Raw genomic sequence first — 15,023 nt, 5'->3', positions numbered from 1 at the left:
ATATCAGGAGACATAAAAATGTTACCATTAAAAGAATTTGTACATAATCGTTACAATAAATCTATCGCAGAATGTAGCAACGAAGAGCTTTACCTTGCTCTTCTTAACTACAGCAAACTTGCTAGCAGCCAAAAACCAGTCAACACTGGTAAGAAAAAAGTTTACTATATCTCAGCTGAGTTCTTGATCGGTAAACTCTTGTCAAACAACTTGATTAACCTTGGTCTTTATGACGAAGTAAAAAAAGAACTTGCTGATGCAGGTAAAGAGTTGATCGAAATCGAAGAAGTAGAATTGGAACCATCACTTGGTAATGGTGGTTTGGGACGTTTAGCAGCCTGCTTTATCGACTCAATCGCTACACTTGGTTTGAATGGTGACGGTGTTGGTTTGAACTACCACTTCGGTCTTTTCCAACAAGTTCTTAAAAACAACCAACAAGAAACTATTCCTAACGCTTGGTTGACTGACCAAAACTGGTTGGTTCGCTCAAGTCGTAGCTACCAAGTGCCATTTGCACACTTCACATTGACATCTACTCTTTACGATATCGATGTGCCTGGATACAAAACAGCTACTAAAAACCGTTTGCGCTTGTTTGACTTGGATTCAGTTGATTCTTCAATCATCAAAGATGGTATCAACTTTGACAAGACAGACATCGCTCGTAACTTGACTCTTTTCCTTTACCCAGACGATAGCGATAAACAAGGTGAATTGCTCCGTATCTTCCAACAATACTTCATGGTTTCAAACGGTGCACAATTGATCATCGATGAAGCAATCGAAAAAGGAAGCAACTTGCATGACCTTGCTGACTACGCAGTTGTACAAATCAACGATACTCACCCATCAATGGTTATCCCTGAATTGATCCGTCTTTTGACTGAACGTGGTATCGAACTTGATGAAGCAATCTCTATCGTTCGTAGCATGACTGCCTACACTAACCACACAATCCTTGCTGAAGCCCTTGAAAAATGGCCTCTTGAATTCTTGGAAGAAGTGGTTCCTCACTTGGTACCAATCATCAAAGAATTGGACCGTCGTGTTAAAGCAGAATACAAAGACCCAGCTGTTCAAATCATCGATGAGAGCGGACGTGTTCACATGGCTCACATGGATATCCACTACGGATACAGCGTAAACGGGGTTGCGGCTCTTCACACTGAAATCTTGAAGAATTCAGAGTTGAAAGCTTTCTACGACATCTACCCAGAAAAATTCAACAACAAAACAAACGGTATCACATTCCGTCGTTGGCTCATGCATGCTAACCCAAGATTGTCTCACTACTTGGATGAGATCCTTGGACGCGAATGGCACCATGAAGCTTCTAAATTAGAAGACCTTCTTTCATACGAAGACAAGGCTGCTGTCAAAGAAAAATTGGAAAGCATCAAAGCTCACAACAAACGTAAATTGGCTCGTCACTTGAAAGAGCACCAAGGTGTGGAAATCAATACAAACTCTATCTTTGATATCCAAATCAAACGTCTTCACGAGTACAAACGCCAACAAATGAACGCTTTGTATGTTATCCACAAATACTTGGACATCAAGGCTGGTAACATCCCTGCTCGTCCAATCACAGTATTCTTTGGTGGTAAAGCAGCTCCTGCCTACACAATCGCTCAAGATATCATCCACTTGATCCTTTGCTTGTCAGAAGTGATTGCCAACGATCCAGCAGTAGCACCACACTTACAAGTGGTTATGGTTGAAAACTACAACGTTACTGCAGCAAGCTTCTTGATCCCAGCATGTGATATCTCAGAACAAATCTCACTTGCTTCTAAAGAAGCTTCAGGTACTGGTAACATGAAATTCATGTTGAACGGAGCTTTGACTCTTGGTACTATGGATGGTGCTAACGTGGAAATCGCTGAGTTGGTTGGAGATGAAAACATCTACATCTTCGGTGAAGATTCAGAAACTGTTATCGACCTTTATGCGAAATCAGCATACAAATCAAGCGAATTCTACGCTCGTAAAGCGATCAAACCATTGGTTGACTTCATCGTAAGCGATGCTGTTCTTGCAGTCGGTAAGAAAGAGCGCTTGGAACGTCTTTACAACGAATTGATCAACAAAGACTGGTTCATGACTCTTCTTGACTTGGAAGACTACATCAAAGTTAAAGAGCAAATGCTTGCTGACTACGAAGACCGTGATGCATGGTTGGATAAAGTCATCGTCAACATTGCTAAAGCAGGATTCTTCTCATCTGACCGTACAATCGCTCAGTATAATGAAGATATCTGGCACTTGAACTAAGATTCTTTGTAACAGATTATAAAACAAAAACGCATCTTAAATAGATGCGTTTTTTTGTATTTAGACTAGTTTATAGTGCTTTCCCAACCAGAATCTCTGCTTCGATAGTAATCTCTGTCAGTTGATTCCAGTCAATCTTGCTTTGGTCAACGTGGAAGAGCAGGGGAGTCATGCTGAGTAAGGCTTGGCGTTGTTCTGCTGTAATGGGCTTGGTCAGGGAAGCGATTTGACTAGATTGGATGCTGAAATGTTCTTGGAAATGTTCTTTGATATCTTGGTTAGAATAATCTTTCTTTGTCAGTTGTTCCTGTACCATTTGGCGGATTTCCTTGAGATGGTTTTCAGTAGGAATAACCTTGATTAAGATGCCGTCCTTGGATAAGACACGGCGAAATTCTCCATAGTTGGCAGGTGAAAAGATATCAAGCAAGATATCCATGCTGGAATCTTTTATAGGAAGGCGAGCCAGGTCGCTGACAAACCAGTTGATTACCCAGTTGGGTTCACTCTTAGCAGCGATTTGGACTGAGTCTTTCGAGATATCAAAAGAATAGAAGGTCTTGTCAGGATGGGCTTCTTGGAGTTTACGAGAGTAGAAGCCTTCGCCACAGCCAATGTCCAAGATGGTTTTTGCGGATGGGTTAGTGGTTAGTATGCCCGAGATACCTTCTAAGATAGCCTGATAAAAGCCAGCTTCTAGGATTTGCTGGCGATTTTGAAAGTTTTCCTTGTCGTAGTTGGCGGATTGCTTGATTTGAGGAGCCAGATTGACATAGCCAAATTTTGCCAGGTCAAAAGAATGGCGATTATCGCACTTGAGACTGCTCTCGGCCAAGGTCAGATTTTCTTGGCAGATAGGGCAGGCAAAGGCACTAGCAGATGCAAAACGCTGGAGTTTGGGTTTGAGGTTTGTATTCATAGTTTTAGTCTAGCAAAAAAAGAACTGGATGGCAAATGCATCCAGTTTGTTTTTTAGTATGTTAGAACGAAGTATTTTTTCTTACCACGGCGGATTACAGTAAGTTCATTCTCTAACTTATCTGCATCGCTCAAGACATAGTCAAGGTCTTGGATACGATCACCGTTGACGTAGATAGCTCCATTTTGAACATCTTCGCGGGCTTGGCGTTTTGAGTTAACCACACCAGAAGATACGAGCAATTCTACGATATTGTGGTTTTCGTCTGCTTGCACATGGTAGTTTGGAACACCACGAAGTCCTTGTTTGAGTTCTTTGACAGAAAGGTTTTTGATATTTCCGGCAAAGAGTTGCTCAGTGATGTTGAGAGCTTCTTTGTAGGCTTCTTCACCGTGGACAAGTGTTACGACTTCACGAGCTAGGACTTTTTGAGCCAAACGTTCGTGTGGCGCCGCTTCAAATTGTTTACGGATGTCTTCAATCTCATCAAGTGACAAGAAAGTAAAGATCTTCAAGAAGCGAACAGCGTCAGCGTCCATGACATTCATCCAGAATTGGTACATTTCGTATGGAGAAGTCTTTTCAGGGTTGAGCCAAACTGCATTTCCTTCTGATTTACCAAATTTCTTACCAGTTGCGTCTGTGATGAGTGGGACAGTGATGACATGACCAGTCTTGTCAGCCTTACGACGAAGCAATTCGGTACCAGCTGTCATATTTCCCCACTGGTCAGAACCACCGATTTGAAGGGTTACATTGTGCTCTTGGTTAAGAACGAAGAAGTCATAACCTTGCATGATTTGGTAGGCAAACTCAGTGTAAGAAATCCCTGTTTCAATACGTTTCTTCACAGACTCCTTGCTCATCATGTAGTTGACAGTGAAGTATTTTCCGATATCACGGAGGAAGTCAATGAAGCTGATGCTGCCAAACCAGTCGTAGTTGTTGACCATGACAGCTTTATTTTCACCATTTTCAAAGTCAAGAAAGCGAGAAAGTTGTCCTTGGATAGACTTGACCCAGCCATCTACTGTGTCTTTTGTTTGGAGACTACGTTCAGCATCTTTGAAGGACGGATCTCCGATGAGACCTGTAGCACCGCCAACGAGCGCATAAGGTTTGTGACCTGCTAGCTGCAAACGACGACTTGTCAAGATTGCGACAAGGTGACCTAGGTGAAGGCTGTCAGCAGTTGGATCGTAGCCAGTATAATAAGAAACTTGACCTTCTTCTAGGGCTTTGCGCAAAGCTTCTTCATCAGTCGTTTGAAAAATCAAACCACGCTCTTTTAGCTCATCAAAAATATGCATGTGTCTTTTCTCCTTTTTAAAATATTGTTTCTACCTATTTTACCACAAACTTAGTAAATAACCTAGTAAAATCGGGAAGAAAGTTGCTGCTTGGACTTTTTTGGAAACGAGTGAAATATGGTATAATAGCACTAGCTTATTTTCAGAGAAATAGATAAAAATCGTTAAGAAAGGGGCTGAAAAATGTCTCATATTATTGAATTGCCAGAAGTCTTGGCCAACCAGATTGCAGCAGGAGAAGTGATCGAGCGTCCTGCCAGCGTAGTTAAAGAGTTGGTCGAAAATGCTATCGACGCTGGCTCAAGACAGATTATCGTTGAGATCGAAGAAGCTGGTCTTAAGAAAATCCAAATTACCGATAATGGGCACGGGATTGCCCACGATGAAGTCGAGTTAGCTCTCCGCCGTCATGCGACCAGTAAGATTAAGAATCAAGCGGATCTCTTTCGGATTCGGACTCTTGGTTTTCGTGGAGAGGCTCTGCCTTCTATCGCATCTGTTAGTGTACTGACTCTTTTGACAGCAGTGGATGGCGCAAGTCATGGAACCAAGCTAGTGGCTCGTGGGGGAGAAGTTGAAGAAATCATCCCTGCGACCAGTCCTGTTGGGACCAAGGTTTGTGTGGAGGATCTCTTTTTCAACACACCAGCCCGTCTCAAGTATATGAAGAGCCAACAGGCAGAGTTGTCTCATATCATCGATATTGTCAATCGTCTAGGCTTGGCCCATCCTGAGATTTCCTTTAGCCTGCTTAGCGATGGCAAGGAAATGACACGGACAGCTGGTACGGGTCAACTGCGCCAAGCCATTGCTGGAATCTATGGTCTAGCCAGTGCTAAAAAGATGGTTGAGATTGAGAATTCTGACCTAGATTTTGAAATTTCAGGTTTTGTCTCATTGCCGGAATTGACACGTGCTAATCGCAACTATATCAGTCTCTTTATCAATGGCCGTTATATCAAAAACTTCTTGCTCAATCGTGCCATTTTAGATGGTTACGGTAGCAAACTCATGGTAGGGCGTTTTCCGCTGGCCGTTATTCACATCCAGATCGATCCTTATCTAGCAGATGTCAATGTTCATCCAACCAAGCAAGAAGTGCGGATTTCCAAGGAAAGAGAGCTGATGGCGCTAGTTTCAGAAGCTATCGCAAAGAGTCTCAAGGAACAGACCTTGATTCCTGATGCCTTGGAAAATTTAGCCAAATCTACCATTCGCAATCGTGAAAAAGTAGAGCAAACCACTTTACCATTGAGAGAAAATACGCTCTACTATGAAAAAAATGAACCGACAAGACCAAAACAAGCTGAGGTGGCAGACCATCAGGTGAACCTGACTGAAGAGAAACAGGATTTGAACCTCTTTGCTAAGGAAACCTTAGACCAGATAACCAAACCAGCCAAACTGCATTTTGCAGAGAGAAAGTCTGTCAGTTACGACCAACTAGACCATCCAGAGTTAGATCTAGCTAGTTTGGATAAGGCTTATGATAAGCTGGAGCGAGAAGAGTCTTCGAGCTTCCCAGAGTTAGAATTTTTCGGGCAGATGCACGGTACCTACCTCTTTGCCCAAGGTCGAGATGGGCTTTACATCATAGATCAGCATGCGGCCCAGGAGCGGGTTAAGTACGAGGAGTACCGCGAAAGCATTGGCAATGTTGACCAGAGTCAACAACAACTCCTAGTGCCTTACATCTTTGAATTCCCTGCAGATGATGCCCTTCGTCTCAAGGAAAGAATGCCTCTCTTAGAGGAAGTTGGCGTCTTTCTAGCAGAGTACGGGGAGAATCAATTTATCCTACGGGAACATCCAATTTGGATGGCAGAGGAGGAAATCGAGTCTGGTATCTATGAGATGTGTGATATGCTCCTTTTGACAAAGGAAGTTTCTATCAAGAAATACCGAGCAGAGCTGGCCATTATGATGTCCTGCAAGCGGTCAATCAAGGCTAACCACCGTATCGATGACCACTCAGCTAGACAGCTCCTCTATCAGCTCTCTAAATGCGACAACCCATACAACTGTCCACACGGACGCCCTGTTTTGGTGCATTTTACCAAGTCAGATATGGAAAAGATGTTCCGTCGCATTCAGGAAAATCACACGAGTCTACGAGAACTAGGAAAATACTAATACTCTTCGAAAATCTCTTTAAACTGCGTCAGCCTTACCTTGTCTAACTTAAGTTATGCCTAAGGTTAGCTTACTAGTTTACTCTTTGATTTTCATTGAGTATAAATTGAAGGGAAAATTATGTACGAATATCTAAAGGGTATCATTACCAAAATTACTGCTAAATACATCGTCCTAGAAGCAAACGGAATCGGCTATATCCTACACGTAGCAAATCCCTATGCTTACTCAGGACAAGTCAACCAAGAAGTGCAAATCTATGTGCATCAAGTTGTTCGCGAAGACGCTCATCTCCTTTACGGTTTCCGTTCAGAAGACGAGAAAAAACTCTTTCTCAGCTTGATTTCGGTGTCGGGCATTGGTCCTGTATCAGCTTTGGCTATCATTGCAGCAGATGACAATGCAGGCCTCGTTCAAGCCATCGAGACCAAGAACATTACCTACTTGACTAAATTCCCTAAAATCGGTAAGAAAACAGCCCAACAGATGGTACTGGACTTGGAAGGTAAGGTGGTTGTGGCAGGAGACGATCTCCCTGCTAAGGTTGCCGCTCCATCTAGCAGTGACAATCAAGAATTGGAAGAAGCTATGGAAGCCATGTTGGCATTGGGCTACAAGTCGACCGAGCTTAAGAAGATCAAGAAATTCTTTGAAGGAACTTCGGATACGGCAGAGAACTATATCAAATCTGCCCTTAAGATGTTGGTGAAATAGGAGGTTCCTATGCCAAAACGCTGTGGCTGGGTTAAAATGAACAACCCTCTATATGTAGCCTACCACGATGAGGAATGGAGCCAGGCTCTCCATGATGACCAAGCCCTTTTTGAGCTACTTTGTATGGAGACTTATCAGGCCGGTCTATCTTGGGAAACGGTGCTTAATAAACGGCAGGCTTTCCGTCAAGCATTTCATGGTTACCACATTCAAGCTGTTGCAGACATGACGGATGAAGAACTGGAAGATCTGATGAATAATTCAGCTATCATCCGCAATCGTGCCAAGATATTTGCGACGCGAGCGAATGCCCAGGCCTTTCTACAAGTTCAGAAAGAGTATGGCTCTTTTGATGCTTATCTCTGGTCTTTTGTAGATGGGAAGACCTTGGTCAATGATATCCCGGACTACAGTCAAGCACCAGCCAAAACGCCTTTGTCTGAAAAAATATCCAAGGATCTCAAAAAACGTGGTTTTAAGTTCACTGGACCAGTCGCTGTCTTGTCCTATCTGCAGGCTGCAGGGCTAGTTGATGACCATGAGAATGATTGTGAATGGAAGGGTCTTAAATGATGTCTACAAAATATAAGGGAGTTCTGATTTTTGGGATTCTCTATATAGTCCTTTTTGTGTTTGATGGTATACGAGTATTTGATGCTCCATTGCCTTCTTCTGCAGGGACCTATTTAGTCTATACCATCATGTTTGTGTATGGTTGCTTCTTATTTAAGTCCCTATTGCTCCAAAAGTGGGAAGAGGTTAGAAGTTCTAAAAGGAAATTTATCTTTGGGGTTTTAAAAGGCTGGGGCTTGCTTTTCCTTTCAACCATTCTTTTTGGGCTCCTATCGGAAATGTTGAGACAGATGTTGGGATTAAGCGGACAGGGACTAAACGAGGCTAATATACAAACTGCCTTTAAAGAACAACCACTACTGATAGTGGTTTTCGCCTGTATCATTGGACCTTTGGTGGAAGAACTCTTTTTCCGTCAGCTCTTATTGCATCACTTGCAGAAAAGTCTGCCAAGTTGGTTAAGCATTCTTCTGGTAGGATTTATCTTTGCACTGACGCATATGCATAATTTAAGTTTATCAGAGTGGGTCGGTGCAGTCGGATACCTAGGTGGTGGCCTTGCCTTTTCTATTATTTATGTGAAAGAAAAGGAGAATGTCTACTATCCCCTACTTGTTCACATGTTAGGTAATAGCCTCTCCTTTATTATTTTAGCCTTGTTTTAATCCTATACAGAAAAAAACAACCACTCGATGTGGTTGCTTTTTATAGTAGTTAATTTCTTATAGAGCAGTAAGGAAGGTCAGTCCGCCAAGGACAACCCCGGCTGAGTTTGGAATGATTAGAATCCAATCTTTCTTAGGCTCTTTTGTCCATCCGTAAATGACCCAGATTAAGCAAGAGACTGCTGCTGATAAAGGTTGGAATGGTTGAGCTTTGTTCCCTTGTAAATTGGCAAAAATTTGAGGGATGTAGGCTATAAATACAATAATCCCGATAAAGGCACCAATTGAACCAACAACTTGATTAATTCTCTGTTTAGTCATATATATTTCTCCTTATTACTTTATTAGTATAACAGAAAAACAACTTGGATTCAAGGACAAAACCTCGGGATTCTAAGGAAAGACTTTACATTAGAACGTTTTTAGAAAATGTAGCTACTTTTCTTTGGAGAATAAAAAAATGCTTTGGAGCCATAATAAAAGTAGTCTGTCTGTAAAACACACTACTTTTATTGTTTATCTTAATATCTAGCAGGTCCAGCACTTGCGCTCTTGATGTTGAAACGTTTTTTGAGGTAGAAACGTAGAGCAAGAAGTGATCCACCGATCACCAACAAAACAAGTGGTGGTAGGCTGATGTTGATGGCTTGTGGAATGAAGCTACTCAAGAAGAGGATGAGAACCCAAGCAAACATGGTTGCTAGCATAACCAAAAGTGATTTCCAGAATGGAGGGCGTTGGCTACGGTCAGTATCTGGTCCGTAGTAGCGGTAGATGAAGTGATAGAGAAGGTAAAAGGCAACTCCACCGAAGGCTCCTACACTGATAAGTGTTACCAATCCGTAAGCCACTGGTTGGTTTGAGAAGAAACTCATCAAGGCACTAACTACTGCAAACAGTCCTGTAATGAAAAGGGCTGAATCCAACATCATCAATTTTGGATCGTCATTTTCCTTTGGATGTTCTTTTTCGTATTGTTCTTTTTCGCTAAAGCTGTGAGCCCAGTGAGTTGGTGCTCCGTAGATAGAGCGAGCGGTCACACCTTTTGGTTGTTCTTCTAGAATATGAGGAATGGCCTCTTCAAGGATGGCCTTGATTTCAGCGTCGGTTTTTCCATCTTTAAGAAACTGCTGGGTTGCAATGTGGATAAATTCTTGGTTTTTCTTGGTTAATTCTTTTAAATCAATCTGTGACATAATAACTCCTGTTTAGAACCATTTTTTATGGATGAGGTAAAGAGTGAGAGAAACACTCATAGCAAAGGCGATAAAGACGATGAGCCAGAAAGCATGCGGTTCTCCGTTTAGAGGAATTTCATTATCCTTAAAGTTCATTCCGTAGGCTGAGAAAATCATGGTCGGGATGGACATAACGATGGTCACGAGGGCCAAGGTTTTCATGATATTGTTCTGGTTGTTCGAAATGATAGAAGCAAAGGTCTCTGTCATAGAGTGAAGGACGTTTCCATAGATGTCCGCCATCTCGATGGCCTGTTGCGTTTCAATCAAGGTATCTTCCAGTAAGTCTTCATCTTCAAGGTATTTCTTGATATTGCTGGTTGCGCTGGTCAATTTCTTAATCACGCGCTCGTTAGTCTTCAGAGAAGCCTTGAAGTAGACGATGGTCTTTTCTAATTCCATGAGTTCAATCAATTCTTCGTTTCGAGTAGATTTGTGAAGTTGGCTCTCAATCTGCTCACTCTTACGTTCGATTGAACGGAGGGCGGTTAGGTAAATCTCCGCGTTGCGGTAGAGAATCTGGAAGATGAAGCGTGAACGCATGAAGGTATAGAAATTGCGAAGCCTACGATTGATAAAGATATCAAGAAGTGGTAGAGGCTCCAAACAGGTAGTGATGATAGCCTCTTCTGTGATGATAATCCCCAAGGGAATAGTCACGTAGTAGGTCTGGTTATTTCTTTCCTCTGTGATTGGGACGTCTACGATGATCAAGGTGTACTCATCTTCGATGGTGATACGAGACATCTCTTCCGCATCGAGCGGCGCACGGAGATCGGCAATATCAATATCAAAGGCCGAGGCGATTTCCATCGATTCGCTTTGAGTAGGATTGACGAGATTGATCCAAGTGCCCGGCTGGAGCGTATCAATCTCTTTAAATTCAGTTGTAGTTGAGAGAAAGACTTGCTTCATATCTCTTATCCTTTCCTAATCTAATCCGTGTTCCAGTGATTTTTGACACCGTACTATTATACTACAAATTCGGCGTTTTTGGTAATAGAATTTCACTTTTTTTGGTATAATGGAAAGCAACAATGAACTAGAAAGAAGTAATATGCAAGATAAGATTGTCATCCATGGGGCACGCGCCCATAATTTAAAAAATATAGATGTGGAAATTCCGCGTGACAAGCTAGTTGTGGTGACGGGACTATCTGGATCAGGAAAGTCTAGTTTAGCCTTTGATACCCTTTATGCAGAAGGGCAACGTCGCTACGTTGAAAGCCTGTCAGCCTATGCTCGTCAGTTCTTGGGCAATATGGAAAAACCAGATGTGGATTCTATCGATGGTCTCAGCCCTGCCATTTCCATTGACCAGAAAACGACCAGTAAAAATCCTCGTTCGACGGTTGGGACAACGACGGAAATCAACGATTATCTACGTCTTCTCTATGCACGTGTAGGGACACCCTACTGTATCAATGGACATGGGGCTATCAAGGCTTCGTCAGTAGAGCAGATTGTAGACAAGGTCTTGGAATTGCCAGAACGCCAACGCTTGCAGATTCTAGCTCCCGTGATTCGTAAGAAAAAAGGGCAGCACAAGACGCTGATCGAAAAGATTCAAAAGGATGGTTACGTCCGTGTTCGTGTCGATGGAGTTGTTTACGATGTGACCGAAGTTCCTGAACTTGAAAAGAATAAACAACACAACATTGACGTGGTGGTAGACCGTATCATCATCAAGGATGGTATCCGTAGTCGTCTCTTTGATTCGATTGAAGCAGCTCTCCGTATCGCTGAAGGTTATGTCGTTATTGATACTATGGATGATTCAGAGTTGCTCTTTTCAGAACACTATGCTTGTCCAGTATGTGGATTTACGGTTCCAGAGTTAGAACCTCGTCTCTTCTCCTTCAACGCACCATTTGGCTCCTGTAGTGAGTGTGATGGTTTGGGAATCAAGCTAGAGGTTGATACGGACTTAGTAGTGCCAGATGCTAGCAAAACTCTTCGCGAAGGAGCCTTAGCACCTTGGAACCCTATCTCTTCTAACTATTATCCAAATATGCTGGAACAAGCCATGACAGCCTTTGGAGTGGATATGGATACGCCTTTTGAGGACTTGTCTGAGGAGGATAAGCATCTCATCTTCTACGGTTCAGATGGGAAAGAATTCCATTTCCATTATGAAAATGAATTCGGTGGAGTTCGTGATATCGATATTCCATTTGAAGGAGTGATTGGGAATATCAAGCGTCGCTATCATGAAACCAATAGCGACTACACTCGTACTCAGATGCGCCTTTATATGAACGAGCTAACTTGTGAGACCTGTCACGGTTATCGTCTCAATGACCAGGCCTTATCTGTTCGAGTAGGAGGAGAAAAAGGGCTCCATATCGGAGAAATTTCAGACCTCTCTATTGCAGACCATTTGGAGGTCATTGATCAACTAAGTCTATCTGAAAATGAAGCTATCATCGCTCGTCCTATCCTGAAGGAAATCAAGGACCGCTTGACCTTCCTCAATAATGTCGGGCTTAACTATCTAACGCTTTCTCGTTCAGCGGGAACTTTATCAGGTGGGGAGAGCCAACGTATTCGCTTGGCGACTCAGATTGGTTCCAACCTCTCAGGAGTTCTTTATATCCTTGATGAGCCGTCCATCGGTCTTCACCAGAGGGACAATGACCGCCTGATTGCCAGTCTGAAAAAGATGCGTGACTTGGGGAACACCTTGATTGTGGTAGAACACGATGAAGATACTATGCGAGAAGCTGATTATCTGATTGACGTTGGTCCTGGAGCGGGTGTCTTTGGTGGAGAAATTGTTGCTGCAGGAACGCCTAAGCAGGTAGCTCGCAACAGCAAATCCATTACAGGACAGTATCTATCAGGAAAACGCGCGATTCCTGTACCATCAGAACGTCGCGTTGGCAATGGTCGCTTTATCGAAGTGACAGGTGCGCGTGAGAACAACTTGCAAAATATCACCGCTCGCTTCCCACTCGGGAAATTCATTGCAGTGACAGGGGTATCTGGTTCAGGGAAGTCTACCCTCATTAACAGCATCCTCAAAAAGGCTATTGCACAAAAGCTCAATCGCAATTCAGACAAACCTGGTAAGTTTAAGACGATTACAGGAATCGAGCATATCGATCGTCTGATAGATATTGACCAGAGTCCAATCGGACGAACACCGAGGTCTAATCCTGCGACCTATACAGGTGTTTTTGATGACATTCGAGACCTCTTTGCTCAGACAAATGAAGCCAAGATTCGTGGCTATAAGAAGGGGCGTTTCAGTTTCAATGTCAAGGGCGGGCGCTGTGAGGCCTGCTCGGGTGACGGGATTATCAAGATTGAGATGCACTTCTTGCCAGATGTTTACGTAGCTTGCGAAGTCTGTCATGGGACTCGCTACAACAGTGAAACGCTAGAAGTTCACTACAAGGAAAAGAATATCTCGCAAGTCTTGGATATGACCGTCAATGACGCAGTAGAATTTTTTCAACACATTCCGAAAATTCAACGCAAACTCCAGACCATCAAAGATGTTGGTCTAGGTTATGTGACCTTGGGACAACCAGCTACGACACTTTCTGGAGGTGAGGCACAGCGTATGAAGCTGGCTAGTGAACTCCACAAGCGCTCGACAGGTAAGTCCTTCTACATTTTAGATGAACCAACGACTGGGTTGCATACTGAGGACATCGCTCGTCTACTCACCGTTTTGTCCCGCTTTGTCGATGATGGCAATACAGTTCTCGTCATTGAGCACAATCTGGATGTCATCAAAACAGCAGACCATATTATCGACCTAGGACCAGAAGGTGGTGTTGGCGGTGGTACTATTATCGCAACAGGAACTCCAGAAGAAGTAGCTGCCAATGAAGCTAGCTATACAGGACAGTATTTGAAAGGAAAGTTACATCATGAATAAACGTGTGCAAGCATTTTTAGATAAAATGCAAGAAAAAGAACTAGATGGAATCATTATCAATAACCTTAAAAATGTCTACTATTTGACAGGATTTTGGGGCTCAAATGGGACAGTCTTTATCAGTCGTGACCGTCAGGTCTTGGTGACAGATGCTCGCTATATCATCGCTGCTAAGCAAGAAGTAACCGGTTTTGAGATTTTTGCAGAACGTGATGAGTTGGCAACTATCGCAAAGATTGCAAAAGATATGGGTCTTTCTCGTATCGGATTTGAAGATGAGGTTTCAGTTTCTTATTATCATCGCATGCAAACCGCCTTTGAAGGTTTAGAACTAGTTCCACAGACACAGTTTGTTGAAGCCCTTCGTATGATTAAGGATGAGACAGAGATTGCGACTATTCGTAAGGCTTGTTCCATCTCAGACCAAGCTTTCCACGATGCTCTTGACTTTATCAAGCCAGGTAAGACAGAAATTGAAATTGCCAACTTCCTGGACTTCCGTATGCGTGAATTAGGCGCTGCTGGTTTGTCTTTTGATACCATCCTAGCGAGTGGTATCAATTCTTCTAAACCCCATGCTCACCCAATGCACAAGCCAGTAGAACTAGGCGAAGCAATCACTATGGATTTTGGGTGCCTTTATGACCACTATGTCAGTGATATGACACGTACCATCTACCTAGGTCATGCCAGCGACGAACAAGCAGAAATCTACAACACCGTTTTGAAGGCTAACCAAGCTCTGATTGACCAAGCTAAGGATGGCTTAGGTTTCCGTGATTTTGATAAAATCCCTCGTGATATTATTGTGGAAGCAGGCTATGGAGAATACTTTACACACGGTATCGGGCACGGTATTGGACTTGATATCCACGAAGAACCTTACTTTAGCCAAACTTCCAAAGAAGTTATTAAATCTGGAATGGTCTTGACTGATGAACCTGGTATTTATATTGAAGGGAAATACGGAGTTCGTATCGAAGATGATATCTTGATTACAGATACAGGTTGTGAGTTATTAACCCTTGCTCCAAAAGAATTAATCGTAATCTAAGAAAAATGAGATAAATCGTTGACTTTTACTAGTTAAAGGTTTATACTGAAAGGCGAAAACGGTAGGTGAGGCTACCATAGGGATACGGATGACTACCGCAAAACAGTGGAGACACTACTCGTTGGTCAACAGTCCTGGTCGCGAAGGTCAAGACTAAGCTCATTACATCGCCCTATGGAGTTAAAGCTTGAACGAAAACAGACAATAAGTTTTTTAGTCCTGCCATTTTATGGCAGGACTTTCTGCTGTTT

Annotated in this window: 12 protein-coding genes and 1 riboswitch; of the genes, 7 read left to right on the top strand and 5 right to left on the bottom strand. The window is 42.9% G+C overall.

Annotation, left to right across the window (positions count from 1 at the left end; all coding sequences use genetic code 11):
• Positions 1–18 precede the first annotated feature (18 nt).
• A complete protein-coding gene (gene glgP / locus GOM46_RS07935; RefSeq protein ID WP_235083538.1) occupies positions 19–2,277 on the top strand; it encodes a glycogen/starch/alpha-glucan family phosphorylase in 2,259 nt (752 codons plus the stop codon).
• Between the two features lie 70 nt (positions 2,278–2,347).
• Here glgP and GOM46_RS07930 read toward each other — a convergent pair whose 3' ends face one another.
• Entirely contained in the window at positions 2,348–3,196 is an 849-nt protein-coding gene (locus GOM46_RS07930) for a putative RNA methyltransferase (protein ID WP_235083537.1), read from the bottom strand.
• Between the two features lie 53 nt (positions 3,197–3,249).
• Entirely contained in the window at positions 3,250–4,506 is a 1,257-nt protein-coding gene (tyrS, locus tag GOM46_RS07925; protein WP_006149597.1) for a tyrosine--tRNA ligase, read from the bottom strand.
• Between the two features lie 183 nt (positions 4,507–4,689).
• Here tyrS and mutL point away from each other — a divergent pair, with 183 nt between their 5' ends.
• The 4 genes from mutL (at position 4,690) to GOM46_RS07905 (ending at position 8,591) form a co-directional block, all read left to right on the top strand.
• Entirely contained in the window at positions 4,690–6,639 is a 1,950-nt protein-coding gene (gene mutL / locus GOM46_RS07920) for a DNA mismatch repair endonuclease MutL (RefSeq protein ID WP_235083536.1), read from the top strand.
• 120 nt (positions 6,640–6,759) lie between these two features.
• Positions 6,760–7,353: a Holliday junction branch migration protein RuvA gene (gene ruvA / locus GOM46_RS07915; RefSeq protein ID WP_235083535.1), complete on the top strand. Its 594-nt coding sequence runs from the start codon at positions 6,760–6,762 to the stop codon at positions 7,351–7,353.
• 9 nt (positions 7,354–7,362) lie between these two features.
• Positions 7,363–7,926: a DNA-3-methyladenine glycosylase I gene (locus tag GOM46_RS07910; RefSeq protein ID WP_235083534.1), complete on the top strand. Its 564-nt coding sequence runs from the start codon at positions 7,363–7,365 to the stop codon at positions 7,924–7,926.
• A complete protein-coding gene (locus GOM46_RS07905; protein ID WP_235083533.1) occupies positions 7,923–8,591 on the top strand; it encodes a CPBP family intramembrane glutamic endopeptidase in 669 nt (222 codons plus the stop codon). Before GOM46_RS07910 ends, GOM46_RS07905 begins: the two co-directional genes overlap by 4 nt.
• A 57-nt stretch (positions 8,592–8,648) precedes the next feature.
• Here GOM46_RS07905 and GOM46_RS07900 read toward each other — a convergent pair whose 3' ends face one another.
• The 3 genes from GOM46_RS07900 to GOM46_RS07890 all read right to left on the bottom strand — a co-directional run bounded on the left by GOM46_RS07900 (position 8,649) and on the right by GOM46_RS07890 (position 10,744).
• A complete protein-coding gene (locus tag GOM46_RS07900; protein WP_006149211.1) occupies positions 8,649–8,912 on the bottom strand; it encodes a SemiSWEET family transporter in 264 nt (87 codons plus the stop codon).
• A gap of 200 nt (positions 8,913–9,112) precedes the next feature.
• On the bottom strand, positions 9,113–9,787 hold the full coding sequence (locus tag GOM46_RS07895) for a DUF1129 domain-containing protein (protein WP_235083532.1): 675 nt from the start codon (positions 9,785–9,787) through the stop codon (positions 9,113–9,115).
• Positions 9,788–9,799: 12 nt separating this feature from the next.
• On the bottom strand, positions 9,800–10,744 hold the full coding sequence (locus GOM46_RS07890) for a magnesium transporter CorA family protein (RefSeq protein ID WP_006149653.1): 945 nt from the start codon (positions 10,742–10,744) through the stop codon (positions 9,800–9,802).
• Positions 10,745–10,886: 142 nt separating this feature from the next.
• Between GOM46_RS07890 and uvrA the strand changes: the two genes are divergently transcribed.
• Complete coding sequence (gene uvrA / locus GOM46_RS07885) at positions 10,887–13,718, top strand: excinuclease ABC subunit UvrA (protein WP_235083531.1); 2,832 nt, start codon at positions 10,887–10,889, stop codon at positions 13,716–13,718.
• A complete protein-coding gene (locus GOM46_RS07880) occupies positions 13,711–14,772 on the top strand; it encodes a M24 family metallopeptidase (protein WP_235083530.1) in 1,062 nt (353 codons plus the stop codon). The genes uvrA and GOM46_RS07880 overlap by 8 nt, the downstream gene beginning before the upstream one ends.
• Before the next feature lie 50 nt (positions 14,773–14,822).
• Positions 14,823–14,979: riboswitch (M-box (ykoK) riboswitch) on the top strand.
• Positions 14,980–15,023: the final 44 nt, after the last annotated feature.

It is taken from the genome of Streptococcus infantis (assembly GCF_021497965.1).
Classification (GTDB): Bacteria; Bacillota; Bacilli; order Lactobacillales; family Streptococcaceae; genus Streptococcus; species Streptococcus infantis_B.
The sequence above is the reverse complement of the archived record's forward strand: the minus strand, read 5'-3'. Positions and strand labels throughout refer to the sequence as shown.

Coding starts and splice junctions, on each gene's coding strand:
- ruvA (WP_235083535.1), top strand. CDS start 6,760: ATGTACGAATATCTAAAGGGTATCATTACCAAAATTACTGCTAAATAC.
- GOM46_RS07910 (WP_235083534.1), top strand. CDS start 7,363: ATGCCAAAACGCTGTGGCTGGGTTAAAATGAACAACCCTCTATATGTA.
- uvrA (WP_235083531.1), top strand. CDS start 10,887: ATGCAAGATAAGATTGTCATCCATGGGGCACGCGCCCATAATTTAAAA.
- GOM46_RS07905 (WP_235083533.1), top strand. CDS start 7,923: ATGATGTCTACAAAATATAAGGGAGTTCTGATTTTTGGGATTCTCTAT.
- GOM46_RS07895 (WP_235083532.1), bottom strand. CDS start 9,787: ATGTCACAGATTGATTTAAAAGAATTAACCAAGAAAAACCAAGAATTT.
- tyrS (WP_006149597.1), bottom strand. CDS start 4,506: ATGCATATTTTTGATGAGCTAAAAGAGCGTGGTTTGATTTTTCAAACG.
- mutL (WP_235083536.1), top strand. CDS start 4,690: ATGTCTCATATTATTGAATTGCCAGAAGTCTTGGCCAACCAGATTGCA.
- GOM46_RS07880 (WP_235083530.1), top strand. CDS start 13,711: ATGAATAAACGTGTGCAAGCATTTTTAGATAAAATGCAAGAAAAAGAA.
- GOM46_RS07890 (WP_006149653.1), bottom strand. CDS start 10,744: ATGAAGCAAGTCTTTCTCTCAACTACAACTGAATTTAAAGAGATTGAT.
- GOM46_RS07930 (WP_235083537.1), bottom strand. CDS start 3,196: ATGAATACAAACCTCAAACCCAAACTCCAGCGTTTTGCATCTGCTAGT.
- glgP (WP_235083538.1), top strand. CDS start 19: ATGTTACCATTAAAAGAATTTGTACATAATCGTTACAATAAATCTATC.
- GOM46_RS07900 (WP_006149211.1), bottom strand. CDS start 8,912: ATGACTAAACAGAGAATTAATCAAGTTGTTGGTTCAATTGGTGCCTTT.